The 24,543-nt window shown below is 68.7% G+C and carries 24 protein-coding genes; 18 read left to right on the top strand and 6 right to left on the bottom strand.

Features of this window, described 5'->3' with window-relative positions; translation table 11 throughout:
- Positions 1-392: cysteine peptidase family C39 domain-containing protein (locus tag FHT26_RS22200; protein WP_246868043.1), on the bottom strand; the 392-nt coding region annotated here is incomplete at its 3' end.
- 123 nt (positions 393-515) lie between these two features.
- Here FHT26_RS22200 and FHT26_RS22195 point away from each other — a divergent pair.
- The 13 genes from FHT26_RS22195 (at position 516) to FHT26_RS22135 (ending at position 12,738) form a co-directional block, all read left to right on the top strand.
- A complete protein-coding gene (locus FHT26_RS22195) occupies positions 516-1,520 on the top strand; it encodes an isopenicillin N synthase family oxygenase (RefSeq protein WP_168562263.1) in 1,005 nt (334 codons plus the stop codon).
- Between the two features lie 167 nt (positions 1,521-1,687).
- Positions 1,688-2,227 carry an NADPH-dependent FMN reductase gene (ssuE, locus tag FHT26_RS22190; protein ID WP_168562262.1) on the top strand — a complete coding sequence of 180 codons (540 nt, stop codon included), beginning with the start codon at positions 1,688-1,690 and terminating at the stop codon, positions 2,225-2,227.
- Between the two features lie 54 nt (positions 2,228-2,281).
- Positions 2,282-3,259, top strand: a complete 978-nt coding sequence (locus tag FHT26_RS22185; protein WP_168562261.1) for a sulfonate ABC transporter substrate-binding protein — start codon at positions 2,282-2,284, stop codon at positions 3,257-3,259.
- Positions 3,256-4,221, top strand: a complete 966-nt coding sequence (locus tag FHT26_RS22180; RefSeq protein WP_168562260.1) for a sulfonate ABC transporter substrate-binding protein — start codon at positions 3,256-3,258, stop codon at positions 4,219-4,221. The genes FHT26_RS22185 and FHT26_RS22180 overlap by 4 nt, the downstream gene beginning before the upstream one ends.
- Positions 4,218-5,387 (top strand): FMNH2-dependent alkanesulfonate monooxygenase, encoded by a 1,170-nt coding sequence (ssuD, locus tag FHT26_RS22175; protein WP_168562259.1) that lies wholly within the window; start codon positions 4,218-4,220, stop codon positions 5,385-5,387. The genes FHT26_RS22180 and ssuD overlap by 4 nt, the downstream gene beginning before the upstream one ends.
- Positions 5,388-5,392: 5 nt before the next feature.
- Positions 5,393-6,199: an aliphatic sulfonate ABC transporter permease SsuC gene (gene ssuC / locus FHT26_RS22170; RefSeq protein WP_168562258.1), complete on the top strand. Its 807-nt coding sequence runs from the start codon at positions 5,393-5,395 to the stop codon at positions 6,197-6,199.
- Positions 6,200-6,216: 17 nt separating this feature from the next.
- On the top strand, positions 6,217-7,095 hold the full coding sequence (locus FHT26_RS22165) for an ATP-binding cassette domain-containing protein (protein ID WP_168562282.1): 879 nt from the start codon (positions 6,217-6,219) through the stop codon (positions 7,093-7,095).
- Positions 7,096-7,175: 80 nt separating this feature from the next.
- Entirely contained in the window at positions 7,176-7,532 is a 357-nt protein-coding gene (locus FHT26_RS22160) for a thioredoxin family protein (RefSeq protein WP_168562257.1), read from the top strand.
- Positions 7,533-7,640: 108 nt separating this feature from the next.
- Positions 7,641-8,663, top strand: coding sequence for a sulfate ABC transporter substrate-binding protein (locus tag FHT26_RS22155; protein WP_168562256.1), 1,023 nt, complete (start codon positions 7,641-7,643; stop codon positions 8,661-8,663).
- Positions 8,664-8,853: 190 nt separating this feature from the next.
- On the top strand, positions 8,854-9,882 hold the full coding sequence (locus FHT26_RS22150) for a sulfate ABC transporter substrate-binding protein (RefSeq protein WP_168562255.1): 1,029 nt from the start codon (positions 8,854-8,856) through the stop codon (positions 9,880-9,882).
- Between the two features lie 9 nt (positions 9,883-9,891).
- Complete coding sequence (gene cysT / locus FHT26_RS22145) at positions 9,892-10,725, top strand: sulfate ABC transporter permease subunit CysT (protein ID WP_168562254.1); 834 nt, start codon at positions 9,892-9,894, stop codon at positions 10,723-10,725.
- A complete protein-coding gene (cysW, locus tag FHT26_RS22140) occupies positions 10,722-11,672 on the top strand; it encodes a sulfate ABC transporter permease subunit CysW (RefSeq protein ID WP_490362806.1) in 951 nt (316 codons plus the stop codon). The genes cysT and cysW overlap by 4 nt, the downstream gene beginning before the upstream one ends.
- 10 nt (positions 11,673-11,682) lie before the next feature.
- On the top strand, positions 11,683-12,738 hold the full coding sequence (locus FHT26_RS22135) for a sulfate/molybdate ABC transporter ATP-binding protein (RefSeq protein WP_168562253.1): 1,056 nt from the start codon (positions 11,683-11,685) through the stop codon (positions 12,736-12,738).
- Positions 12,739-12,782: 44 nt separating this feature from the next.
- On the opposite strand, the gene FHT26_RS22130 is transcribed toward FHT26_RS22135, so the two are convergent.
- Entirely contained in the window at positions 12,783-13,721 is a 939-nt protein-coding gene (locus tag FHT26_RS22130) for a CysB family HTH-type transcriptional regulator (protein WP_168562280.1), read from the bottom strand.
- 122 nt (positions 13,722-13,843) lie between these two features.
- On the bottom strand, positions 13,844-14,395 hold the full coding sequence (locus tag FHT26_RS22125; protein WP_168562252.1) for an RNA polymerase sigma factor: 552 nt from the start codon (positions 14,393-14,395) through the stop codon (positions 13,844-13,846).
- Positions 14,396-14,559: 164 nt separating this feature from the next.
- On the opposite strand from FHT26_RS22125, the gene FHT26_RS22120 reads away from it, so the two are divergent.
- The 3 genes from FHT26_RS22120 to FHT26_RS22110 all read left to right on the top strand — a co-directional run bounded on the left by FHT26_RS22120 (position 14,560) and on the right by FHT26_RS22110 (position 17,892).
- On the top strand, positions 14,560-15,273 hold the full coding sequence (locus FHT26_RS22120) for a response regulator transcription factor (RefSeq protein ID WP_168562251.1): 714 nt from the start codon (positions 14,560-14,562) through the stop codon (positions 15,271-15,273).
- 82 nt (positions 15,274-15,355) lie between these two features.
- The gene (locus FHT26_RS22115) at positions 15,356-16,870 is read left to right on the top strand and encodes a sensor histidine kinase (protein WP_168562250.1); all 1,515 of its coding nucleotides are present in this window, start codon (positions 15,356-15,358) and stop codon (positions 16,868-16,870) included.
- A 260-nt stretch (positions 16,871-17,130) separates the two neighbouring features.
- The gene (locus FHT26_RS22110; protein ID WP_168562249.1) at positions 17,131-17,892 is read left to right on the top strand and encodes a TSUP family transporter; all 762 of its coding nucleotides are present in this window, start codon (positions 17,131-17,133) and stop codon (positions 17,890-17,892) included.
- On the opposite strand, the gene FHT26_RS22105 is transcribed toward FHT26_RS22110, so the two are convergent.
- Both FHT26_RS22105 and FHT26_RS22100 read right to left on the bottom strand, forming a co-directional pair.
- The gene (locus tag FHT26_RS22105; protein ID WP_168562248.1) at positions 17,861-18,475 is read right to left on the bottom strand and encodes a DUF2569 family protein; all 615 of its coding nucleotides are present in this window, start codon (positions 18,473-18,475) and stop codon (positions 17,861-17,863) included. The two genes, FHT26_RS22110 and FHT26_RS22105, sit on opposite strands and share 32 nt — an antisense overlap.
- Positions 18,476-18,739: 264 nt before the next feature.
- Entirely contained in the window at positions 18,740-20,500 is a 1,761-nt protein-coding gene (locus tag FHT26_RS22100) for a DUF3857 domain-containing transglutaminase family protein (protein WP_168562247.1), read from the bottom strand.
- 223 nt (positions 20,501-20,723) lie between these two features.
- Here FHT26_RS22100 and FHT26_RS22095 point away from each other — a divergent pair, with 223 nt between their 5' ends.
- Positions 20,724-21,539 (top strand): HDOD domain-containing protein, encoded by an 816-nt coding sequence (locus tag FHT26_RS22095; RefSeq protein WP_056804679.1) that lies wholly within the window; start codon positions 20,724-20,726, stop codon positions 21,537-21,539.
- A 115-nt stretch (positions 21,540-21,654) separates the two neighbouring features.
- Here FHT26_RS22095 and FHT26_RS22090 read toward each other — a convergent pair whose 3' ends face one another.
- Positions 21,655-22,641, bottom strand: coding sequence for a LacI family DNA-binding transcriptional regulator (locus FHT26_RS22090; RefSeq protein ID WP_349238202.1), 987 nt, complete (start codon positions 22,639-22,641; stop codon positions 21,655-21,657).
- Between the two features lie 636 nt (positions 22,642-23,277).
- Between FHT26_RS22090 and FHT26_RS22085 the strand changes: the two genes are divergently transcribed.
- On the top strand, positions 23,278-24,528 hold the full coding sequence (locus tag FHT26_RS22085; protein ID WP_349238201.1) for an ABC transporter substrate-binding protein: 1,251 nt from the start codon (positions 23,278-23,280) through the stop codon (positions 24,526-24,528).
- The last annotated feature ends 15 nt before the right edge of the window (positions 24,529-24,543 follow it).

The raw sequence follows: 24,543 nt of genomic DNA, 5'->3' as shown, positions 1-24,543 counted from the left end.
GGGCGGGCGCTGTCGGTGCGAACGTCGCGGAACAGCACACGTTGTCCGTCGCATTGCGCGAGGACGACGACGCGGCCGTCGTTCATCACCGCCAGTGCCGGCAACGCGGCGAGTTCGATCCGCTCGATGGTGGTGGACGACAGCTTGGCCTTCAGGCCCAGGTGCCTGGCCGCCAGCAACAGGTCGTCGGTGGACACCGGCTCGCTCGGGCTTTTGCCGAGCTGGTGCAGCAGCGCCGCGGGGTCGGCGGGCACCTGGTGCAGCCGGGCGACCAGGCACAGCGCATGCAACGCCGCCTCGCCCGGATGGCGCGCCTGCGAGGCCGCGGCGCGCTCGTCGTCTCCGCTCGGCGAATGCGATTGCGCCTGCTCGATGGCCACTGAATCTTTCAAACCCGCTCCCGTTCGGTTTGATGTTCTGCTTGTGCGCGGCAGTCTAGCTGACGGACGGCGGATGTCCATCCTCCTTCTTCGGGACATGCGAAATCGAATGGAGCGCGTCTATGCTGGTGCCCGATGAACACCTTGGCGACTTCGCTTCAGCAGCACCTGCCGGTGATCGACCTCGCGTTGCCCGAGCCCGCGGTCGCGCGGCAGATCGGCGAGGCGTGTCGGGCGCACGGCTTCTTCTACGCCGTGAACCACGGTGTCGACGAGGCGCTGATGGCGCGGCTCGAAGACCTGAGCCGGCGCTTCTTCGCGCTCGACGAGCCGACCAAGCTGCAGTGGCGCATGGCGCTGGGCGGCCGGGCCTGGCGCGGTTACTTCCCGCTGGGCGGCGAGCTGACCTCGGGCCGCCCGGACTGGAAGGAAGGGCTGTACCTCGGCGAGGAACTGGGCGACGACGACCCGCGCGTGCAGGCCCGCATGCCGGTGCACGGCCGCAACCTGTTCCCCGAGCACGCGGCGCTGGCCGGCTTCCGCGAAACCTTGCTGGCAACGATGAGCGCGCTGACCGGCCTCGGCCACCGCGTGATGCGCCGCATCGCGCAGAGCCTCGCGCTGCCGCCCGGCTACTTCGCCGAGCGCTGCACCGCCGATCCGCTGATCCTGTTCCGGCTGTTCAACTACCCGACGCGCCCGGTGCCGGCCGGCATCGATGCGCAATGGGGCGTCGGCGAGCACACCGACTACGGCCTGCTGACGCTGCTGCGCCAGGACGACGTCGGCGGGCTGCAGGTCAAGACCCGCACGGGCTGGATCGAGGCGCCGCCGCTGCCGCACAGCTTCGTCTGCAACATCGGCGACATGCTCGACCGCATGACCGGCGGGCTGTACCGCTCGACGCCGCACCGCGTGCGGCTCAACACCTCGGGACGCGACCGGCTGTCGTTCCCGTTCTTCTTCGACCCGGCGTTCGATGCGCGGGTGCAGCCGATCGAAGGCCTGCCGCCTGCCGGCGACGACAGCGCGTCGAGGTGGGACCGTGCGAATCCGCATGCGTTCGACGGGATCTATGGAGACTATCTGCTTGGGAAGGTGGGGGCGGTGTTTCCGCAGCTGCGGGATCAGGTGCTTTGACGATGGCGCCATAGGCAAGCAACGAGCCGAGACTCAACCCGATCGGCGCGCAGGCCTATGCGCCCAGCCTATAAGCAAAACCGCTTTCATTCGTTGGCGTTCGCAAGCCCCTTCCCTATCGTGGCGGCTCGTTGTCATCACCGGGCCTCACCCCCGCCCGACCCGCCATGAAGATCGTCAGCATTTCCGGCAGTCCTTCCCTCCGGTCGCGTTCGGGCTGGCTGCTCCAGCTCGCGCAGACGCGCCTTGAAGGCACCGCCGACAGCAGCCGGCTGATCGCGGTGCGCGAGCTGCCGGCCGCGCCGCTGCTGCATGCCGATGCGCGCCACGCGCCGATCCGTGCGGCGCTCGACGAAGTGCGCGACGCCGACCTGCTGCTGGTCGCGACCCCCATCTACAAGGCGGCCTACAGCGGCCTGCTGAAGCTGTTCCTCGACCTGCTGCCCACCGACGGCCTGCGCGGCAAGACCGTGCTGCCGCTGGCCACCGGCGGCAGCCTCGCGCACCTGCTGGCGCTCGACTACGCGCTGAAGCCGGTGCTGTCGGCGCTCGGGGCGCGCGACATCCTCGACGGGGTGTTCGCCACCGATGCGCAACTGGTGCCGCACGAATCCGGCGGCTACGTCCCCGATGACGCGCTGGTCGAACGCCTCGACCGCGCACTGCAACCCCTGTCTCCTCGCCCGCTTGCCTTGAACGCCGGGTGATTCGGCACCCCGGTGCCGCATCGGGCCGGGGTGTCTTTTTCTGGAAGTACCGCCATGAACCTGCTGATCGTTTCGCTGTTCTCGACGCGCCTCAGCCTCGTGCTGGGCCTGGCCCTGGGCCTCGTGGCCGGTCCGGCCGTTGGGCAGAACCGCACCGAGCTGCGCATCGGCTACCAGAAGTACGGCACGCTGACGATCCTGAAGGCGCGCGGCGACCTGGAGAAGCGCCTCGCCCCGCAAGGCGTCGACGTCAGGTGGACCGAATTCCCGGCCGGCCCGCAGTTGCTCGAAGGCCTGAACGTCGGCTCGATCGATTTCGGCACCGTCGGCGAAGCGCCGCCGATCTTTGCGCAGGCGGCCGGTGCCGACCTGGTCTACGTCGCGAACCAGCCGCCGGCACCGGCCGGCGAAGCCATCGTGGTCGGCAAGGACTCGCCGATCCGCTCGGTGGCTGAGCTCAAGGGCAGGAAGGTCGCGCTGAACAAGGGCTCCAACGTCCACTACCTGCTGGTCAAGGCGCTCGAAAAGGCCGGCGTCAGGTACAGCGAGATCCAGCCGGTGTTCCTCGCGCCGGCCGATGCGCGCGCCGCCTTCGAACGCGGCAGCGTCGACGCCTGGGTGATCTGGGATCCGTTCCTCGCGGCGGCCGAAAAGCAACTCGGCGCGCGCGTGCTCGCCGATGGCAAGGGGCTGGTGGCGAACCACCAGTTCTACCTCGCGTCGCGCCCCTATGCCGACAAGCAGCCGCAGGTGATCCGCGCGATCGTCGAGGAACTCGCCAAGCTGGATCGCTGGGCCGAAGGCAACAGCCGCGAGGTGGCTGCCTTCCTCGCGCCGCAGATCGGGCTCGACCCGGGCGTGGCCGAGGTCGCGGCGAGCCGCTTCGCCTACGGCATCGTGCCGATCACGCCGGCGGTGGCCGCGCAGCAGCAGAAGATTGCCGACTCGTTCTTCGAGCTGAAGCTGATCCCGAAGGCGATCCGCATCTCCGACGCGCTGCCGACCTCGTTGAAGACCGCGAGCACGCGATGAGTGCGACACGTCGTGAACTGCTGCAGGCCGCGCTCGGTGCGGCCGCGGCATCGCTGGCCGGCGCCGCGCGTGCCAACGAGCCGGCGCCGGCCCAATTGCGCATCGGCTTCCAGAAGGCGGCCGTCAACCTCGTCGTGCTGAAGCAGCAGGCCGCGCTCGAGAAGCGCTTCGCCGCGAGCAGCGTCAAGTGGATCGAGTTCCCGGCCGGCCCGCAGCTGCTGGAAGCGCTGGCCGTCGGCAGCCTCGAATTCGGGCTGACCGGCGACACGCCGCCGGTGTTTGCGCAGGCGGCCGGCAAGGACCTGCGCTATGTCGGCGCCGAGCCGCCGAAGCCGCTGTCGTCGGCGATCCTCGTGAAGCCCGATGCGCCGCTGAAGACGTTGGCCGACCTGAAGGGCCGCAAGGTCGCTTTGCAGAAGGGGTCGAGCGCCCACTACCTGCTGGTGCGCGCGGTCGACCGGGCCGGGCTGCATTGGACCGACCTCCAGCCGGTGTACCTCGCGCCGTCCGACGCGCGCGCCGCGTTCGAGCGCGGGAGTGTCGACGCGTGGGCGATCTGGGACCCGTACTACGCCGCCGTCGAGCTCGACCTGACGCCGCGGGTGCTCGCCAAAGGCCGCGACCTGTCGAGCAACAACTCGTTCTACCTCGCATCGCGTGCGCTCACCGAGCAGCACCCGCACACCGTGCTTGCGCTGCTGGCCGAGCTGACCCGTGCCGACGCCTGGGTGCAAGCGAACCGCCAGGAGGCGGCGCAGCTGATCGCCGACTTCAGCGGTCTGAGCCTTGCGACCGTGCACCTGTTCATCTCGCGTCGGCCGGTCTCGCCGACTGCGCCGCTGACGCCGTCGATCGTCGCCGACCAGCAGCGTGTGGCCGATGCGTTCGCGCGGCTCGGCCTGATCCCGCAGGCAGTGCGCGTCGCCGACATCGCCTGGTCCCCCACCTCGACATCCCTATGAAGATCCTCTGGTTCATCCCCACCCACGGCGATTCGCGCTACCTCGGCACCAGCAAGGGTGCACGCGCCGCGACCTTCGACTATTTCAAGCAGGTCGCGATCGCCGCCGACAGCCTCGGCTATGAAGGCGTGCTGCTGCCGACCGGCCGCTCCTGCGAAGACTCGTGGGTGCTCGCCGCGAGCCTGATCGACGCGACGCGCCGGCTCAAGTTCCTGGTCGCGCTGCGGCCAGGCCTGGTGCAGCCGGTGCAGTCGGCCCGCATGGCCGCCACCTTCGACCGCTTGTCCGGCGGGCGGCTGCTGGTGAACCTGGTGACCGGCGGCGATGCCGAAGAACTGGAAGGCGACGGGCTGTTCCTGCCGCACGCGCAGCGCTACGAGCTGTCGCGCGAGTTCCTGACGATCTGGCGCGAGGTGCTCGCGAAGAGCCACGAGAACGAAGCGGTCGACCTGGACGGCGAGCACCTGCGCGTGAAGGGCGCGAAGGTGTTGTACCCGCCGGTCAACAAGCCGTACCCGCCGGTCTTTTTCGGCGGCTCGTCCGACGAGGCGCACGAACTCGCGGCGCAGCAGCTGGACACCTACCTGACCTGGGGCGAGCCGCCCGAAGCCGTCGCGGCCAAGGTGGCCGACATCCGCGCGCGTGCGGCCAAATACGGCCGCACGCTGGAGTTCGGCATCCGCCTGCACGTGATCGTGCGCGAGACCGAAGACGAGGCCTGGCGTGCCGCAGCCGAGCTGGTGTCGCACCTCGACGAGGCCACCGTCGCTCGCGCGCAGCGGAAGTTCGCGCAGATGGATTCGGTCGGCCAGCGCCGCATGGCGGAGCTGAACAAGGGCAGGTTCAACCCGAAGAACGTGCGCGAGGGGCTGGAGGTGTCGCCGAACCTGTGGGCCGGCGTCGGCCTGGTGCGCGGCGGGGCCGGCACCGCGCTGGTCGGCGACCCGCAGCAGGTGGCCGACCGCATCCAGGAGTACGCGGCGCTCGGTCTCGAGTACTTCATCCTCAGCGGCTACCCGCATCTCGAAGAAGCGCACCGCTTCGCCGAACTGGTGTTCCCTCTGCTGCCGGTCAACCTGCGCGAGCGGCTGGCCGGGCAGGTGCTCACCGGCCCGTTCGGCGAGGTGGTGGCCAACACCTACGTGCCGAAGGTTTCCCAGAGCTGAGCACCATGCCATCGACATCCAGATCGCCGTCCGGACCGACCTTCCCTGCTGCATGGCGGCGCATCGCACCGTGGCTGCTGCCGGTCGGCGTGCTGTTGGCGTGGGAGCTGTCGTCGCGCGGCGGCTGGCTGTCGACGCGGGTGCTGCCGGAGCCGCTGGCGGTCGTGAAGGCGTTCTGGTCGCTGCTGCTGTCCGGCGAGATGGCGCGGCACGTGGCGACCAGCACCGGGCGCGCGCTGGCCGGCTTCGCGATCGGCGGCGGGCTCGGGCTCGCGCTCGGGCTGCTGACCGGTTCGCTGCGCGCGGCCGAGACGCTGCTCGACACCACGCTGCAGATGGTGCGCAACATCCCGCCGCTCGCGCTGATCCCGCTGGTGATCCTGTGGTTCGGCATCGAGGAATCGGCGAAGCTGTTCCTGGTGTCGCTCGGCGTGTTCTTTCCGCTGTACCTGAACACCTTCCACGGCATCCGCTCGGTCGACAAGGGGCTGATCGAGATGGCGCGCAGCTACGGGCTGTCGGGCTGGGGGCTGTACCGGCACGTGATCCTGCCGGGCGCGTTGCCGTCGATCCTGGTCGGCGTGCGCTTCTCGCTCGGCTTCATGTGGGTGATCCTGATCGTCGCCGAAACCATCTCGGCGCAGGCCGGCATCGGCTACATGACGATGAACGCCCGCGAGTTCCTGCAGACCGACGTGGTGCTGGTCGGCATCCTGCTGTACGCGCTGCTCGGCAAGCTGGCCGACGTGCTGGCCCGGGCGCTCGAACGCTGGTGGCTGCGATGGAACCCCGCATACCGGGTGGCCGCATGATGTTCAAGAGGATCGGGATGCTGCCGTCGCAGATCGAGTTCGAGAGTCTGGCGTTCGTCGGGGCGTCAGCGGCCGATGTCACGGTGCGCGAATCGAGCACCGCCGCGCCGCGCCGCGACGCGCCGGCCGGTATCGGGCTGCAGCTGCATGGCCTTTCGAAGCGCTTCGGCGAGCGCGAGGTGCTGTCGGGCATCGACCTGCGCATCGAGCCGGGCGAGTTCGTCGCGATCGTCGGGCGCAGCGGTTGCGGCAAGAGCACGCTGCTGCGGCTGGTGGCCGGGCTGGAGGACGCGAGCGATGGCGTGTTGACGCTCGACGGCGAGCCGCTCGCGCAGCACCAGGGCGACCTGCGTTTCATGTTCCAGGATGCGCGGCTGCTGCCGTGGAAGCGCGTGATCGACAACATCGCGCTCGGCCTGGACGCGGCCGATGCGCGCGAACGGGCGCTCGAAGCGCTTGCGCAGGTCGGCCTGGCCGATCGCGCAAACGACTGGCCGGCGGTGCTGTCGGGCGGGCAGCGGCAGCGGGTCGCGCTGGCGCGTGCGCTGGTGCATGCGCCGCGGCTGCTGCTGCTCGACGAGCCGCTCGGTGCGCTCGATGCGTTGACGCGCATCGAGATGCAGTCGCTGATCGAATCGCTGTGGCAGCGGCACGGCTTCACCGCGCTGCTGGTGACGCACGATGTGTCCGAGGCGGTCGCGTTGGCCGATCGCGTGCTGCTGATCGACGACCACCGGGTCGCGCTGGACGAGCGCATCGCACTGCCGCGGCCGCGCTCGCGCGGCAACGCGGCATTCGCAGCGCTGGAGGAGCGGGTGCTGCAGCGGGTGCTGCAAACGCCGGGCGTCGAGGTGGCTGAGCCCTTGCCGGCGTCCGGTTGGCGTTTTGCCGTGTAGCCCGGATGCCCATCCGGGGAACACATCCTTGATTGGCATCCGGGCCACGGGCGATTGCGACTCTTGGCACACTGGCGGCCATGCCCGCCTCCGAACCCCTTCTCATCGCCTGTCTCTGCGCCGCCTGGTGCGGCACCTGCCGGGAATACGAGCCGCTGTTCGACAGCCTGCGCAGCGAACACCCCGGCGCCCGGTTCGCCTGGGTCGACATCGAGGACAACGACGAGGTGCTCGGCCCGATCGACGTCGAGAACTTCCCGACGCTGCTGATCGCGCGCGGCGACACGCCGCTGTTCTTCGGCACCGTCATGCCGCACCTGCAGACGCTGGCCCGCCTGGTGCAGAGCGCGGTCGACGGCAACCTGCCCGGCGTCCGCGAAGCCGGCCTCGAAGGCATGCCGGCCCGCATCCGCGCGCTGCCGTCTGATGGCCTTTGAATCAGAAAACGCATAAGAACGGAAGTTTTGATTCGTTTCCCGTGCGAGGACGCCTGCCTACCATCCGCATCCTCCCCGCGGCTTCGTGCCGCCCACCAGGACGATTTCATGACGACGGCTCGCTCTCTTCGCCACGTGGTTCGCCACGCGCTGCTCTCGCTCTCACTCGCCGCCACGGCCGGCGTCTCCCTCGCGAAGGACATCACGCTGCTCAACGTGTCGTATGACCCGACGCGCGAGCTCTACCAGGAATACAACGTCGCCTTCAGCAAGTACTGGAAGGCGAAGACCGGCGACAACGTGACGATCAAGGCCTCGCACGGCGGCTCGGGCAAGCAGGCCCGCTCGGTGATCGACGGCATCGATGCCGACGTGGTCACGCTGGCGCTGGCCTACGACATCGACGAGATCGCCCAGCGCGCGAAGCTGCTGCCGACCGACTGGCAGAAGCGCCTGCAGCACAACAGCACGCCATACAGCTCCACCTACATCTTCCTGGTGCGCAAGGGCAACCCGAAGGGCATCAGGAACTGGGACGACCTCGTCAAGCCCGGCGTGTCGGTGGTCACCGCGAACCCGAAGACCTCGGGTGGCGCACGCTGGGGCTACCTGGCCGCCTACGGCTTCGAGCTGAAGCGCAACGGCGGCAACGACGCGAAGGCCCGCGAGTTCATCGCCAAGGTCTACAAGAACGTGCCGGTGCTCGATTCGGGCGCGCGCGGCGCCACCGTGACCTTCGCCGAGCGCGGCATCGGCGACGTGCTGCTGGCCTGGGAGAACGAGGCCTACCTGTCGCTGAAGGAATTCGGCGCCGACAAGTTCGACGTGGTCTACCCGCCGACCAGCATCCTGGCCGAGCCGCCGGTGTCGGTGGTCGACAAGGTGGTCGACAAGCGCGGCACCCGCGAGGTGGCCCAGGCCTACCTCGAGTACCTCTACACGCCGGAGGGCCAGGAGATCGCGGCCCGCAACTTCTACCGCCCGCTCGACCCGAAGGTCGCGGCCAGGTACGAGAAGCAATTCCCGAAGTTGAACCTGTTCACGATCGACGAGGTGTTCGGCGGCTGGACCAAGGCGCAGAAGACCCATTTCGCCGACGGTGGCGTGTTCGACCAGATCTACGCGAAGTGATGCAACGGAAAAACAAGAAGTAAGCACCGGCTCCAATATTCGACGGCAGGCGCGTCAGCGCGCTGCTGTCGAGGCGCTTGTGCGAAAAACTCATAAGGATCCGCCGATTGAGTCGTTCGCCGTCGCGATGTCCGTCCGTAACATCGGCGCTCCCTTTTGCCCGGGCCGCGTCGTTGGCGGCTGAACCACCATGTCCACCCGCCTCCTGGCCGCGCGCCGCGCCCTCCTGTTGTCCTGCGTCGGCGCTGCCGCGCTGCTCGCGTTGTCGCCTGCCCGTGCGGCCGGGCCGACGCTGCTGAACGTCAGCTACGACGTCGCGCGCGAGTTCTTCAAGGACATCAACCCGGCGTTCCAGAAGTCGTGGAAGGCGTCGACCGGCGAAGACGTCGCGATCAACCAGTCGCACGGCGGCTCCAGCAAGCAGGCGCGCGCGGTGCTTGACGGGCTCGAGGCCGATGTCGTGACGATGAACCAGTCGAGCGACATCGACGTGCTGGCCACCCGCGGCAAGCTGCTGCCGGAAGACTGGGCGAAGCGCCTGCCGAACAATGCGGCGCCGACCACCTCGCTGACCGTGATCCTGGTGCGCAAGGGCAACCCGAAGGGCATCAAGGACTGGGGCGACCTCGCGAAGCCGGGCACCAGCGTCGTGATCCCGAACCCGAAGATCACCGGCAACGGCCGCTACAGCTACGTGGCCGCGTGGGGCTCGGTGATCAAGGCCGGCGGCACGCCGGCGCAGGCGCGCGAGCTGGTGCAGAAGATCTTTGCGAACGTGCCGGTGTTCGACGGCGGCGGCCGCGCGGCGACCACCACCTTCGCGCAGCGCAACATCGGCGACGCGCTGTCGACCTTCGAATCCGAAGTCAACCTGATCAAGGAAGAGTTCGGCGACAACTTCGAGGTGGTCTACCCGAAGAGCACGATCCTGGCCGAGAACCCGGTTGCGGTGGTCGAGAAGGTGGCCGACAAGAAGGGCACGCGCAAGCAGGCCGAGGCCTACCTGAAGTTCCTGTGGAGCGACGAGGCGCAGGAGATCGCCGCGAAGCACCAGCTGCGCCCGCGCAGCGCGGCCATCCTGGCGAAGCACGCGAAGGACTTCCCGAAGGTCAACACCTTCACGATCGACGAGGTCTTCGGCGGCTGGACCAAGGCGCAGAAGGAGCATTTCGACGACGGCGCGATCTACGACCAGATCCTCGCCGCCGCGAAGAAGTAAGCGCTGAACGTGCTGTTCACCCGCACCCTGCTGAAGCGGCACAGCGTGCTGCCGGGCTTCGACCTGGCGCTCGGCTTCACGCTGCTGTACCTGAGCTTCATCGTGCTGCTGCCCTTGTCGGCGGCGTTCCTGAAGACGGCCACGATGACCTGGCCGGCGTTCTGGGACGCCGTCAGCGCGCCGCGCGTGCTCGCGTCGTACCGGCTCACCTTCGGCGCGTCGTTCGCGGCCGCGCTGATGAACTCGGTGTTCGGCCTCGTCGTCGCGTGGGTGCTGGTGCGCTACGAATTCCCGGCCAAGCGGCTGGTCGATGCGCTGGTCGACCTGCCGTTCGCACTGCCGACCGCGGTGGCCGGCATCGCGCTGACGGCGCTGTACGCGCAGAACGGCTGGATCGGTCGCTTCCTGCCGTTCAAGGTCAGCTTCACGCCGCTCGGCGTGTTCGTCGCGCTGACCTTCATCGGCCTGCCCTTCGTCGTGCGCACGCTGCAACCGGTGCTGGAAGACCTGCACAAGGAGATCGAGGAGGCCGCGGCCACGCTCGGCGCGTCGCGGCTGCAGACCTTCGCGAAAGTGATCTTCCCGATCATCTCGCCGGCCTTGCTCACCGGCTTCGCGCTGGCGTTCGCGCGGGCGCTCGGCGAATACGGCTCGGTGATCTTCATCGCCGGCAACATGCCGCTGATCAGCGAGATCACACCGCTGCTGATCATCACGAAGCTCGAGCAGTACGACTACACCGGCGCCACCGCGATCGCCGTCGTGATGCTGGTCAGCGCGTTCGCGATGCTGCTGGCGATCAACGGGCTGCAGGCGTGGACGAGAGCGAGGCAGGGTCGATGAACGACAACCCCTCGACCGTCGAGTACGCCGGCCGATCCCCCGAGGGGATGCGGGCCGGCTTGGGGCGGCCCGGCGCTCGGCCCGCGCTCGCTCCGAAGGCGCTGCAGTCAGCCACCACCGAACCCGCGTGGGTCAAGTGGACGCTGATCGGCATCGCGCTTGCGTTCCTGACGCTGTTCCTGTTCGTGCCGCTCGCGATCGTGTTCGCCGAGGCGTTCAAGAAAGGTGTCGGCGTCTACCTCGCCGCGATCGCCGACCCCGACGCGCTGTCGGCGATCAAGCTGACGCTGATCGCCGCCGGCATCTCGGTGCCGATGAACCTGGTGTTCGGCATCGCCGCCGCCTGGTGCATCGCGAAGTTCGAGTTCCGCGGCAAGAACCTGCTGCTGACGCTGATCGACCTGCCGTTCTCGGTTAGCCCGGTGATCTCCGGCCTGATCTACGTGCTGATCTTCGGCCTGCAGGGCTGGTGGGGCGAATGGCTGCGCGACCATGACCTGAAGGTGATCTTCGCGGTGCCGGGCATCGTGCTCGCGACGGTGTTCGTCACCTTCCCGTTCGTCGCGCGCGAGCTGATCCCGCTGATGCAGGCACAGGGCACCGAGCAGGAAGAGGCGGCCCGCGTGCTGGGCGCCAACGGCTGGCAGATCTTCCGGCGCATCACGCTGCCGAACGTCAAGTGGGCGCTGCTGTACGGCGTGATCCTGTGCAACGCGCGGGCGATGGGCGAGTTCGGCGCGGTCAGCGTCGTGTCGGGCCACATCCGCGGGCAGACCAACACGATGCCGCTGCACATCGAGATCCTCTACAACGAATACCAGTTCGCGGCCGCGTTCGCGGTGGCCTCGCTGCTGGCCGGGCTCGCGCTCGTCACGCTGGTGTTGAAGTACCTGGTCGAGCGCCGCGTGCGCGCGCAGAAGAAGTCGGCCGAAGGCCGGTCGGAATGAGGTTTCCAGAATGAGCATCGAAGTCCGCAACCTGAAGAAGAGCTTCGGCAAGACCGTCGTCTGCGACAACCTGAACCTGGACATCCCGGCCGGCGAGCTGGTCGCGCTGCTCGGGCCGTCGGGCTCGGGCAAGACCTCGCTGCTGCGCATCATCGCGGGGCTGGAAGTGCCCGACAGCGGCACCGTGCTGTTCCACGGCGAGGACGCGACGAACACCGACGTGCGCGAACGCCAGGTCGGCTTCGTGTTCCAGCACTACGCGCTGTTCGGCCACATGACGATCTTCGAGAACGTCGCGTTCGGGCTGCGCGTGCGGCCGAAGGCCACGCGGCCGAGCGATGCGGCGATCAAGGCCAAGGTGACCGACCTGCTGAAGCTGGTGCAGCTCGACTGGATCGCCGACCGCTACCCGCACCAGCTGTCCGGCGGCCAGCGGCAGCGCATCGCGTTGGCGCGCGCGCTGGCGGTGGAGCCGAAGGTGCTGCTGCTGGACGAGCCGTTCGGCGCGCTCGACGCCAAGGTGCGCAAGGAACTGCGCCGCTGGCTGCGCCGGCTGCACGACGAGATGCACGTGACCAGCGTGTTCGTCACGCACGACCAGGAAGAGGCGATGGAGGTGGCCGACCGCATCGTCGTGATGAACCAGGGCCGCATCGAGCAGGACGGCCCGCCGGACGAGGTGTACGACCACCCGGCGACCCCGTTCGTGCTGCAGTTCCTCGGCGATGTGAACCTGTTCCACGGTCGCTTCGGGCGCAGCGGCGCGGACACCGCGTCGGAAGAAGTGAGCTATGTGCGCCCGCACGAGCTGCAGATCCTCGGCACGGCCGAAGACGGCACGCTGGCGGTGACGCTGTCGCAGGCGCTGACGGTCGGGCCGAACACCCGGCTGGAGTTCAAGCGCGACGACGACGGCAGCTATGTGGACGTGGAGCTGCCGCGCTCGGAGTACCAGGGGCTGCGCGAGCGGCTGCAGCTGGCGACCGGGTCGAAGGTGCACCTGAGGCCGCGGCGGGTGCAGCGGTTCGCGAGCGACGAGCTGCCGGATCCGGCGGCGATGATCTGAGGGCGCGCGGGCCTGTCGAAGGCCTGCGCAGTCAACGAGCCAGGCTATTCCTCCACCGCCTCGCCGTTCAACGACCGCTCCACCGCGTCGCGCGTCAGCGTCGGCGCGAATGCCTCGATGAACGAGTAGACGTACCCGCGCAGCCAGGTGCCGCGCCGCACCGCGAGCCGCGTCAGGTTCACCGCGAACAGCTCGCGCGCATCGATGGCGCGCAGCTGCCGGTCGCGTTCCGGGTCGAACGCGATCGACGCGACGATGCCCACGCCCATGCCGAGCTCGGCATAGGTCTTGATCACGTCGGCGTCCATCGCGGTCAGCACCACGCTCGGCTTCAGCCCTTCGGCGGCGAAGGCCTCGTCGATGTGGGTGCGGCCGGTGTAGCCGACGTCGTACGTGATGATCGGGTAGCGCGCCAGGCGCTGCAGCGTCAGCGGGCCCTCCTGCTTCAGCAGGTCGTGCCCGATCGGCACCACCACGCTGTGCGTCCAGCGGTAGCACGGCAGCGCCACCAGCTGCTCGTAGCTCGCCAGCGCCTCGGTCGCGATGCCGATGTCGGCCTCGCCGGACAGCAGCATCTCGGCCACCTGCTTCGGCGAGCCCTGGTGCAGGTTCAGCGTGACCTGCGGGTACAGCTGGCGGAAGTCGCGTACGACCGCCGGCAGCGCGTAGCGGGCCTGCGAGTGGGTCGCGGCGATCGACAGCCGGCCGCTGGTCTGCGCGCTGAATTCATCGCCGGCACGGCGCAGGTTCTCGGCGTCGAGCAGCAGGCGTTCGACGATCGGCAGCACCGCCTCGCCGGGCGGCGTGAGGCCGGTGAGGCGCTTGCCTGCGCGCACGAAGATCTCGATGCCGAGCTCGTCCTCGAGCTCGCGGATCTGCCGGCTGATGCCGGGCTGCGACGTGTGCAGCACCGCGGCCACCTCGGTCAGGTTGAAGCCGCAGCGCACGGTCTCGCGGACAGACCGCAGTTGCTGGAAATTCATTCGCGTGGGCATGGCCGCGGGGGTGTCGCGGCGCACGCATGAGTAGGTGCGTGATTCTGCTGAGCGCGCGTGCGGCCTACAACGAACGTTTGCTTATGACCATATGTGGCCCGTGCGGTGCTTCACGACAGCAACTGCTTGCGCGCGCGGTGCAAGCGCACGAACAGGTTGTCCTCGGTGATGGCCAATGCCGCGCACACCTGCTCGGTCGGCTGGTCGTGCAGCACGCGCAGCCGCATCGCGTCGCGCAGCCCGGTCGGCAGCGCCTCGATGCGCGCCAGCATCCGGTCGAGCTGCTGGCGCTGCTCGGCCACTTCGTCCGGCCGGGCCTGCGGGCATTCGAGCGCGGCGGCGCCGATCGCCTCGCCGTCGTCGTCCAGCCACTGCGCGTCCAGGCTGTCGTGGCCGGCGCGCTGGCGCACCAGGTCGACGATCTTGTTCTTCAGCACCGCCGTCAACCACGAGCGCAGCGCGGCGCGCCCGCCGAAGCTCGCGCGGCCGGCGATCACCGCCTCGAACACGTCGTGCACCACGTCCTCGGCCAGCATCGGGTCGTGCAGCTTGCGCTGCGCGAAGCGCACCAGGTAGCCGCGGTGCGACACCATCTCCGACCACGACACCGCGGCGGCAGGCGGAAAGGCGAGGCTGGCAGCAGCGGTGGCGGTGGCATGCATCGTGGGCTCCTGGATCGGTCGTTGTCGATGGGCATGACTGTGGCCAGCGCACCTCGCGCCGCCGTCGCCGAACCTCACAGGAAGATCACATTTGCCTCAGGATGCGCCTTTCCGCTTCAAGCGGGGCGCGTAAGAAGCGCCTCGGCCCGCACGACAATGCCCCCATGCCCGCCACCATCCTCGTCGCCGAAGACCAGACCGACATCCGCGATCTGATCGTGCTGAACCTCAGCAACTCGGGGTATGCCGTGACGGCCGTGGCCGACGGCATCGCGGCGCTGGCCAGCCAGAACGAGCAGGCGAGCGACCTGCTGATCCTCGACTTGATGATGCCGGGGCTGGACGGGCTGGAGGTCTGCAAGGCGCTGCGCGCGCGCGGCCGCAGCACGCCGATCCTGATGCTGACCGCCAAGGCGACCGAGCTCGACCGCGTGCTCGGCCTGGAGCTGGGTGCCGACGACTACCTGACCAAGCCGTTCTCGCTGGCCGAGTTGCTGGCGCGCGTGAAGGCGCTGCTGCGCCGCGCCGACCTGCTGCGCGCCGCCCAGGCCGGTGCGCAGGCGCAGTCCGGCACGCTGCGCAACGGCGACCTGGAGATCCTGCCGACCAAGCGCCAGGTGCGCTACCGCGGCGAGGAGATCGACTTCACCGCGCTGGAGTTCGACCTGCTGCTGCACTTCGCGAACCACCCGGGGCATGTGTTCTCGCGCGGGCAACTGCTGAATGCGGTGTGGGGCTACACGCACGACGGCTACGAGCACACCGTGACGACGCACATCAACCGGCTGCGGGCCAAGCTGGAGGCCGACCCGATGCGCCCGCAGCTGATCCTCACGGTACGCGGCGCCGGCTACAAGATGCGCGACGCTCCGCAATGACAACCCCTCGTCCGGCGGGTACACCGGCCGATCCCCCGAAGGGATCCGGGCCGGCTTGGGGCGGCCCGGCGCTCGGCCCGGTATGAGCGTGCGCCTGAAGATCGCGCTGACGATCGTCGCGACCGGCCTCGTCACCGCGCTGGCGGTGATCGCCAGCGTGGCCTTCGCGTTCCAGCGCTTCGAGCACGAGACCACCTACCAGCGTTCGACGGTCTTCCTCGGCCGGGTCGTTGCGATGTACGACAACCTGTTCGAGATGCGCGAGCGGCATCCGGAGGATTTCGACGCGTTCCTGAAGAACCTGGTGCTGTTCGAGCCCGACACCCAGCTCTACCTGCTCGACCCGCAGGGCACAGTGCTGGCGAGCACCGGTTCGGCGAAGCTCGCGCCCGGCTTCCGCGTCGCGATCGATCCGGTGCGGCAGGCGGTGTCGTCGCAGGCGTCGTCGTACGTGATGGGCGACGACCCGGAGCGCATGGATGCCGATGCGGTGATCGCCGCGCGGCCGATCGGCCGCCCGCAGATCCGCGGCGGCGACAACCTGGCCGGCTACCTCTACCTGGTGGCGCACAAGGCCGACCTGCCGGCCGACCGCTGGCAGGTGCTGAGCGCGAGCGTCGCGCGGCCGGCGCTCGGCGTGATCGCCGGCATCGTGATGCTGACCACGCTGCTGGCGGCGATGGTCATCGCGTCGGTGACGCGCCCACTGCGGCGTCTCACCGAGGCGGTCGCGATGCTGTCGGAGAAAGGCCTGCAAGAAGGCGCGGCCGATGCGCAGCCGCTGCTGCCGCCGGCCACGGCCGACGAGTTCGGGCAGCTGACGCGGGCGTTCGGCGCGATGCTCGCGACGCTGCAGCGGCAGTGGAACGCGCTGAGCCGGCTCGATCACTTCCGGCGCGAGGCGGTCAGCAACCTGTCGCACGACCTGCGTTCGCCGCTGACCGCCACCGATGCCTGCCTCGAGACGCTGGAGGCGCGCTGGGCCGGCGATGCGGCGCGCGCCGACGACCGCCGGCTGGTCGAGGTGGCGCTGCGCAACACGCGCAATGCGTCGCGGCTGGTGAAGGCGCTGGGCGACCTCGCGACACTCGACGAGCCGAGCTTCCAGCTGCGCGCCGAGCAGGTCGACCTGCGCGAGCTGCTCGACGACATCCAGCTGCGCTTCGCCGAGCGTGCGGCGCAGTCGGGCGTCGAGCTGCTGGCCGAGCCCGGCGACGCGCCGGTGCCGGCGCAGGTCGATGTCGAACTGTTCGAGCGCGCGATCGCGAACCTCGTCGACAACGCATTGAAGTTCTGTGGTCCCGGATGCCGCGTCACGCTCGCGGCCGCCAGCGCCGGCACGCAGGCCGAGGTCAGCGTCGGCGACACCGGGCCCGGCATCCCGGCGGCCGACCTGCCGCATCTGTTCGATCGCTTCTACCAGGCGCGCACCAATGTGGCGCCGGCCACCGGCGAAGGCGGCAAGGGCCTCGGGCTCGCGATCGTCAAGCGCATCGCGGAGCTGCATGGCGGCGCGGTGGCGGTGGAAAGCGCGTCCGGCCAGGGCACGCGTGTGATCCTGCGCATCCCCTTGCTGCGGGACAGCGCTGCCCTGTAACGGTGCAGGAAAACACCTAGTGCGTGCGTGGAGGCCTGCTCCCAAAATCCGCCCACTCGCGGCCGACATCCCCGGATGACCGGCTGGGCGGGGGACTGAGGAGACAGACACAACGCATCCAGGGTCGCGTCATTCACGCGTTCAAGGCTGCGACACACCGACAGGCCGGCACTCCAGCGAGCGACCGGACCGATGACAAAATGCGAAGGGCGCCAGGTGATCCTGGCGCCCTTTTCCATTCTGGACGCCCTCCTTTCCGCATGCTCGATCTCGTCACGGTCACGCTCGCCTCCTTGTTCGCTGGTTTCATCGACGCCATCGTCGGTGGCGGCGGGCTGATCCTGGTGCCGGCCCTGTTCAGCGTCTACCCCGGCGCCGCGCCGGCGACGCTGCTGGGCACCAACAAGGGCGCGGGCGTCTGGGGCACCGGCTGGGCCACCGCGCAATTCGCCAAGCGGGTGCAATTGCAGTGGAGCGCGCTGTTGCCGGCGGCGGTGGCCGCGCTGGTCGGCGGGCTGAGCGGCGCCTGGACCGTCACGCTGGTCAGCGCCGACGGCCTGCGCAAGGCCCTGCCGCTGATCCTGATCGGCGTGCTCGCGTACACGCTGGCGCGCAAGGACATGGGGCGCACGCACGCACCGCTGCACACCGGCCGCACGCAGGCGCTGCTGGCCAGCGGCATCGGGCTGGTGATCGGCTTCTACGACGGCTTCTTCGGCCCCGGCACCGGCAGCTTCTTCGTGTTCCTGTTCGTGCGCCTGCTCGGCTACGACTTCCTGAACGCGAGCGCCAGCGCGAAGCTGCTGAACACCGCGACCAACCTCGCCGCGCTCGCGCTGTTCGCGATCAAGGGCCACGTCTGGTGGCACATCGCGCTGACGATGGCGGTGGCCAACGTGATCGGCAGCCTGCTCGGCACGCGCCTCGCGCTGAAGCACGGCGCGGGCTTCGTGCGCGGCGTGTTCATTGCCGTCGTGTCGGCGCTGATCCTCAAGACGGGCTGGGACGCGTTTCTGCGCTGACGCCTTCGGCGATGGCGGGGGCCGCTCGGAGCCCGGTTCCAAGGCGATGGGTGAACGTTGCCGCCACCCGTCTGGAACGCAGGTAGTACAGGGTCCACAGCAGGCTGAAGAACACGGTGCGGCCGAGCTCGGCCCAGTCGCGCATCGACTGGCCGGCGTCGTGCTTGTCCAGCTGGGCGACCAGCAGCAGATCGGCTGCATGGACGAGCGGCGACAACACCAGCCACGCGATCATCACCGTGGGCAGGCTGCTGCGGCGGCGAAAGAACAGCACCAAGATCAGGATCAAGAAGATCAACTTGGCCAGGTTGACGGCCAGTTCCATCAGCAGCAACGGCGCCCACATCGGGTCGTAGGCGCTCTGCCCGACGGCGGTCACCGCGTTCCAGGTCTGCAGCGAATAGCTCGGCAGGAGTTCCCTGATGTCGAGCGCCAGCCGCACTGACGCGACCACCAGCGACAGGCCCGCGAACACCAGCCAGCCGCTGATGCCGGCAAGCGATGGGTCCTGCACCGACGGCCGGGGCAGCGGATCCCACTGGTACAGCTTCCACGCCAGCGCACACCAGAGACCGGCGAACATGACGCCGAGGAAGGCGACCAGCCAGTTGAAGCCCGAACCGCCAGCGGCCGCCGGCAGTGCCGCCGCGTCGTACTTGTAGAAGTTGTAGCCGAGGCTGCCGCGCGCGCGCTCCAGGTTGCCGGCATAGCGCTGCGCATCGGCGGCGGCGACGTGATCGACCTGCGAGACCAGCCGCTCGCGCAGGCTGACCGTCCGGCGATCGGTGCTGGCGCCGACGGTGTGCTCGAAGCGGAAGGCCGCATCCTTGACCTCGGTGTGTTCCGGCTAGATCGGCCAGTCCTCGGGCAGCCGCACCTCCACCGTGTGCAGGAACTCGGTCGGCAGGCCCAGCGCCAGCGGGGCGTCGCGGCGCGTCTGGCGCGGTCCGCGCAGCGCGTCTTCCATGTCCGGCGCGAACACGCCGGCCTCCAGCCGCTTCTTGCCCTCGTTGCGTGTCCAGAACGTGGGGATGCGGTAGCTCTCGGTCACCGTGACCCGGTTGGCATACCCGTCGTCGGCCACCGTGATCGGGCGTTCGACCGCGAGGTCCGGGTAGTAGCGCGCGTAGAAGTTGAGGTAGTTCTTCTGCTGGTCGTCGCGGTTGGTCGTGGCGAGGCTGTCTCGCATCGACTCAGCCCAGGAGCCGTCGGCGATGGTCACGACCGTCATGCGCACCGGTTTGTCGAGGCCGTCGCTGGCGTCGATCAGCATGCGCACCTCGCGATGCTGCTGCGGTGCCGCCGGCATGTCGCTCAACCCGGTGGTGCCGGCGCCGATGACGAGCGCGCGGTCGAAGCCGGCCTGCACCAGCGTGTCGAGCGTGCCCGGCTGCGGCGACCGCGTCGGGTCGAGCCAGTAGGTCGCACCGTCCACCTCGGCCCGCACCACCACGTGGTTGAAGGCGCCGGGTGTCGGCTGCAGGTCGGCGATCGTGCCGCGCGAAGCGGTGTGCACCAGCGCCGGGCGCGCCCCGATGCCGAGCGCCTCGAGCATCGTGACCGTCAGCAGCGACTTGTCCTTGCAGTCGCCGAAACGCCGATCCAGCACGGTGTCGGGAGAGGTCGGCGCATGCGAGCCCGGGCCCACCTCGACCCCCAGGTAGCGGATCTCGCCCTGCACGAAGCGCAGCACCTTCGCGGCCTTGTACGGCAGGCTGCCGCCGGCGGCCGCAATGCGGTCGACTTCCGCACGCAAGGCCGGCCCCAGGACGACGGGCCTGCGGTACAGCGGTTCGGCCCAACGGGCCACGGCGGCCCAGTCGGCGAATTCGCTCCACTGCACGAAGGGGTAGGGATCGAACCAGTCCGGGGCGCCGGCCTCGACGACCAGCGGCGCCACGTCTCGCACTTCCCAGCGCTGGTCGATCAGGCCGTCGTGCTCCGTGACGACAGGGCGCAACGCGGTGCGCAGCGGCTGCAGCGCCAGCTTGCGCCCCGCGGGCCACATCAACCGGGCGACCAGTTGATGGACGGGCACGTTCCATTGGAGCTCGATGCGACCGAACTGCCGATTGCCGAACACCGGGTTGCTGCCGCGCACCGAGTAGGCGTACTCGACGACATCGCCGACGCGCACGTCTTCGAGGAAGACGTGCGCCGTCTTGCTGCCATCGAAGATGCGGTATTCGAGTTCCTTTTCCTGCTGCAGCACCTTGACGGCCGCGGCATTCAGCTTCGAGATGGTGCGGCCGTCCCGGTGCAAGCGAATCGAGTGCAAGGTCAGGACCTGGTAGGCCGGATCGAAGCCGATCTGCACATGCGCCACCGATTCGACCCCCGACTGGTTCGCCGCCTTCATCGCGATATGCCGGTAGGTCGTGCGGTCCTGGGCGTCGACGCGCGTCTGCGTGTCGGTCAGCAGGTAATGCACCCCGGCGCTCAACTGCTCGGTGGGCACCGAAGCCGCGATGTCCGGTGCGATGGCCTCGACCCAGGCCGGTGGGGCGGCGACCGAGAAATCGGCAGCCGGTGCGGCGACTGCGACGGTGGCACCGACCAGCAGGCCGGCGACGAGGCTCGGCAGCCCGCGAATGCGAAAGTTCAACATCAGGACATCCCCCTCCAGGGCGCGGCTCATGCGCGATCGAGTTCTCCGCCTGTCGTGGGCGGCGGATGAACCCGTGCAGTGTCGGCGAATCCGTGCGGCAGATCGTCGCCGAGTCGCCAAAGGTGCCAACAACGCCTGGAATTCCTGCCTGTTCGACGGATCGGCGGCGGCCCCGCTGCGTAGCATCGAACGTGAAGAACTGCTCTACGACCCGGATTCCGCCATGCCTGTCATCGACCCCAAGCTGCGTTCGCTGAACATCGACGTGCCCGCCCAGCCCGAGGCGCTGGTCAAGCTGTCCCTGCTGCTGGCCGAGGACGAGGTGAACCTGCAGGCGCTGGCCCGGCTGATCGAAAGCGACATGGCATTGGCCTCGGCCGTGCTGAAGGCGGTCAACTCGTCGCTGTATGGCCTGAAGGGCCGCGTGCAGAGCGTGCAGCAGGCGGTCACCTACCTCGGCACGCGCGAGGTCGCGGCCGTCACCTTCGAGATGGGCCTGCGCGCGGTGTTCCCGCCGGCGCCCGAACTGGAACCGATGTGGCAACGCGCCAGCGTGCGCGGCCTGCTGATGGGCCGCATCGGCCAGGTGTTGAGCGTCGACCCGTGGGGCGCGCATTCGGCCGGGCTGTTCGAGGAATGCGGCAAGGCGGTGCTGTTCAAGCACGCGCAGGCGGTCTACCAGCCGATGCTCGCGTCGGCCGCGGACGACACCGAACTGATGTACCTCGAGAGCCAGGCCTTCGGCGTCAGCCACGACCTGCTCGGCGCGGCACTGTGCGAAAGCTGGGGACTGGCGCAGGCGGCCGTGGCCAGCGTGCGCCACCATGTGACGGTGAACGCGACGCGCGAACTGCCGCCGCAGGTGCCGCGGCGCTCGATCTGCGCGCTGTCGGCGCTGGCGAATGCGCTGATGACCGATCCGGATTCGCTCGAGGAAGTGGCGCGCGCGGTGGCGCCGCAGGCCTTGCTCGACGAGACGCTGGTCTTGCGCGGTGCCCGGAAAGTCAAACAGCAGATCGAAGACGCCGAAGCCAGGTAGATGACGACCCCTCGGTCGATGGGTACATCGACCGATCCTCCGCGGGGAACGATGGCCGCGGCTCCAAGCCCGCCTGCGCGGTCCGGCTGGGGCGGCCCGGCGCTCGGCCCACGGATCACACCCGGCGCGTCGTCTCGCGCACGATCAGTTCCAGCGGCGGCACCTGCACCTCTTCGGCGGTGTGGCCCAGCATGCCGAGCAGCGCGTTCGCCGCGTACAAGCCCATCTCGTAGATCGGCTGGCGCACCGTCGTGATCGGCGGCGTCAGGTAGGCGGCGGCCGGCAGGTCGTCGACGCCGACCAGCGACACGTCGTCCGGCACCCGGATGCCGCGCCGGTACAGCACCACCCGCGCACCGAAGGCCGATTGGTCGTTCGCGCAGAACACCGCGGTGAACGACCGCCCGCCGTCGAGCAGCCGCGTCATCGCGAGCAGGCCGCCCGGCTCGGTGAAGTCGCCCTGCACCACCAGCTCGGGGTCGGGCGTCAGGCCGGCTTCTTCGTGAGCCTGCAGGTAGCCCTGGTAGCGGTCTTTCGCGTCGTCGTGGTCGCGCACGCCGGCGATGTGGGCGATGCGCCGGTGCCCGAGCGAGATCAGGTGGCGCGTGGCGAGGTAGCCGCCGCGCACCTGGTCGAGCTTGATCGCGATGATGTTGTGGCTGTCGAGGTGGCGGCCGGTCACGACGATCGGCTGGTGGCGCGCGAACTCGACGATCTGCGCATCGTCCATGTGGCCGGTGAGGATCACGACGCCGTCGATGCGGCGCGTCATCAGCAGCCGCACCCGTTCGGCCTCTTCGCGCGCATCCCAGTGGCCGCTGACGATGATCGGCGCGTAGCCGCTGCCGAGCAGCCCGGTCTCGATGCCCTTCATCGCCCGCGTGTAGAACGGGCTCTCGATGTCCTGCGCCAGGATGCCGATGGTCATCGTGGTGCCGGTCTTCAGGCTGCGCGCGAACAGGTTGGGCTTGAAGTCGAGCTTGCTGATGGCGGATTCGACCGCCTGGCGCTTGTCGGAGGTGACGCGGGCCGTGCCGTTCAGGATGCGCGACACCGTGCTCGGCGAGACGCCGGCCTCGCGTGCCACGTCGAGCAGGGTCACGGCAGCCGGGACGGTCAGGGGCGAACGGGCATTCGGACGGGTCACGGTGTGCGGTGGCGATAGGGCGATTCGCGATTTTGCATGGGGTTTCAAGTATGGCAACGTTTTCATGACCTTGCCAAAACCAGATGGCACCATGATCGGGACAGATGGCCGGTCTCCACCGGTACGAAATGCGGGCAGGCGGCGTCGGCCACCGACCTGCGAAATATCAGGAATGGCGCCAATGCTGGTCTGCAGCGCTATCTGGCAGCCAGTTACGCGCCCGGAACAAGTTGCGCCATCTCGGGGATTTCCCCAAGCCGGACCATCTTGACCACCGCTTGCCCCCCGTTTCTAATCCTACTTGTCTTGAAATCGATTTCAGCAATGACGCCATGAATCGGTCAGCGAGGACTGTCCGGATTCCCCTCAGGGTGACTCCGGAGAGGACTTTCCCTCACTGGTGCGGCACTCCGGGTTTTGTCGATTGACACCCCGTTGTGGCACGGTTGAAATCGTTTGCAGATGTGAAATCGATTTCAGCCGAACCGATCTGGCCGAAGTTCGACCCGCGTCAGGCACGAGCCTGTACAACAGCCGACGGAGCGAAAGGCAGCCCGCCCGGCGTTCCACAAAGACCTCAGGAGACACGACGTGACACGACTGATGAACCCCCTGCTGCTGAGCGCGGCGCTGGCCATGGCCTCGGCTGCTTCGGCCCAGACCACGACGACGCTGACGGTGGCGTCCTTCCCGAGCTTCGACCTGGCCGTCAAGGCGGCGATTCCGCTCTACAAGAAGCTGCACCCCGAGGTCGAGATCAAGCTGACCAGCCTGGCGTTCGGCGACCACCACACCGCGATGACGACGGCGCTGGCCACCGGTGCCAACCTGCCGGACGTGATGGCGGTGGAAGTGGGCTTCATCGGCAAGTTCGCCGAATCCGGCGGCCTGGAGGACCTGGGCAAGGCGCCGTACAACGGCATGCAGTACACGTCGAAGATCGCCAAGTTCACCGTGCCGCAGGGCATGAGCGGCAGCGGCGTGCTGGCCGCGATGCCGGCCGACATCGGCCCGGGCGCGCTGTTCTACCGCAAGGACCTGCTCGACAAGGCCGGCGTCAGCGAAGCCGACCTGACCAAGAGCTGGGAGTCGTACATCGAATCGGGCAAGAAGGTGAAGGCCGCGACCGGCGCCTACCTGCTGGCGAGCGCGGTCGACATCAAGGACATCTACATCCGTTCCGGCCTGAAGGACGGCGAGGGCATCTTCTTCGACAAGAAGGGCACGCCGCTGATCAACACGCCGCGCTTCGAGAAGGGCTTCGAGCTCGCCAAGGCCGCGCGCACCGCCGGCATCGACGGCAAGATCACCGCCTGGTCCAACGAATGGAGCGAAGGCTTCAAGCGCGACAAGGTCGCCTCGCAGATGATGGGCGCCTGGCTGGCCGGCCACCTGTCGAACTGGCTGGCACCGGAGTCCAAGGGCAAGTGGCGTTCGGCGCAACTGCCGAACGGCGCCTACGCCTCGTGGGGCGGCTCGTTCTATGCGATCCCGAAGAAGGCGGCGAACAAGGCCGCGGCGTGGGACTTCATCAAGTTCATGACGCTGGACAAGGGCATGCAGATCGAGGCCTTCCGCAGCCTGGACGCCTTCCCGTCGCTGATCGAAGCGCAGAGCGATCCCTTCCTCGACCAGCCGATCGAGTACCTGGGCGGCCAGAAGGCGCGCCAGATGTGGAAGGTGTCGGCCGACAAGATCAAGGCGATCGCGGTCGACAAGTACGACCCGGTGGCCAACGACGTCGTCAATGCCGAGCTCGACAAGGTGCTCGAGCAGAACAAGGACATCAAGACGGCCCTGGCGGATGCGCAGGAACAGGTCAAGAAGCGCGTGCGCCGCTGACCCCTGCCGCCGCCT

It is taken from the genome of Rhizobacter sp. SG703, from assembly GCF_012275445.1.
Lineage (GTDB): Bacteria > Pseudomonadota > Gammaproteobacteria > Burkholderiales > Burkholderiaceae_C > Rhizobacter.
The sequence above is the reverse complement of the archived record's forward strand: the minus strand, read 5'-3'. Positions and strand labels throughout refer to the sequence as shown.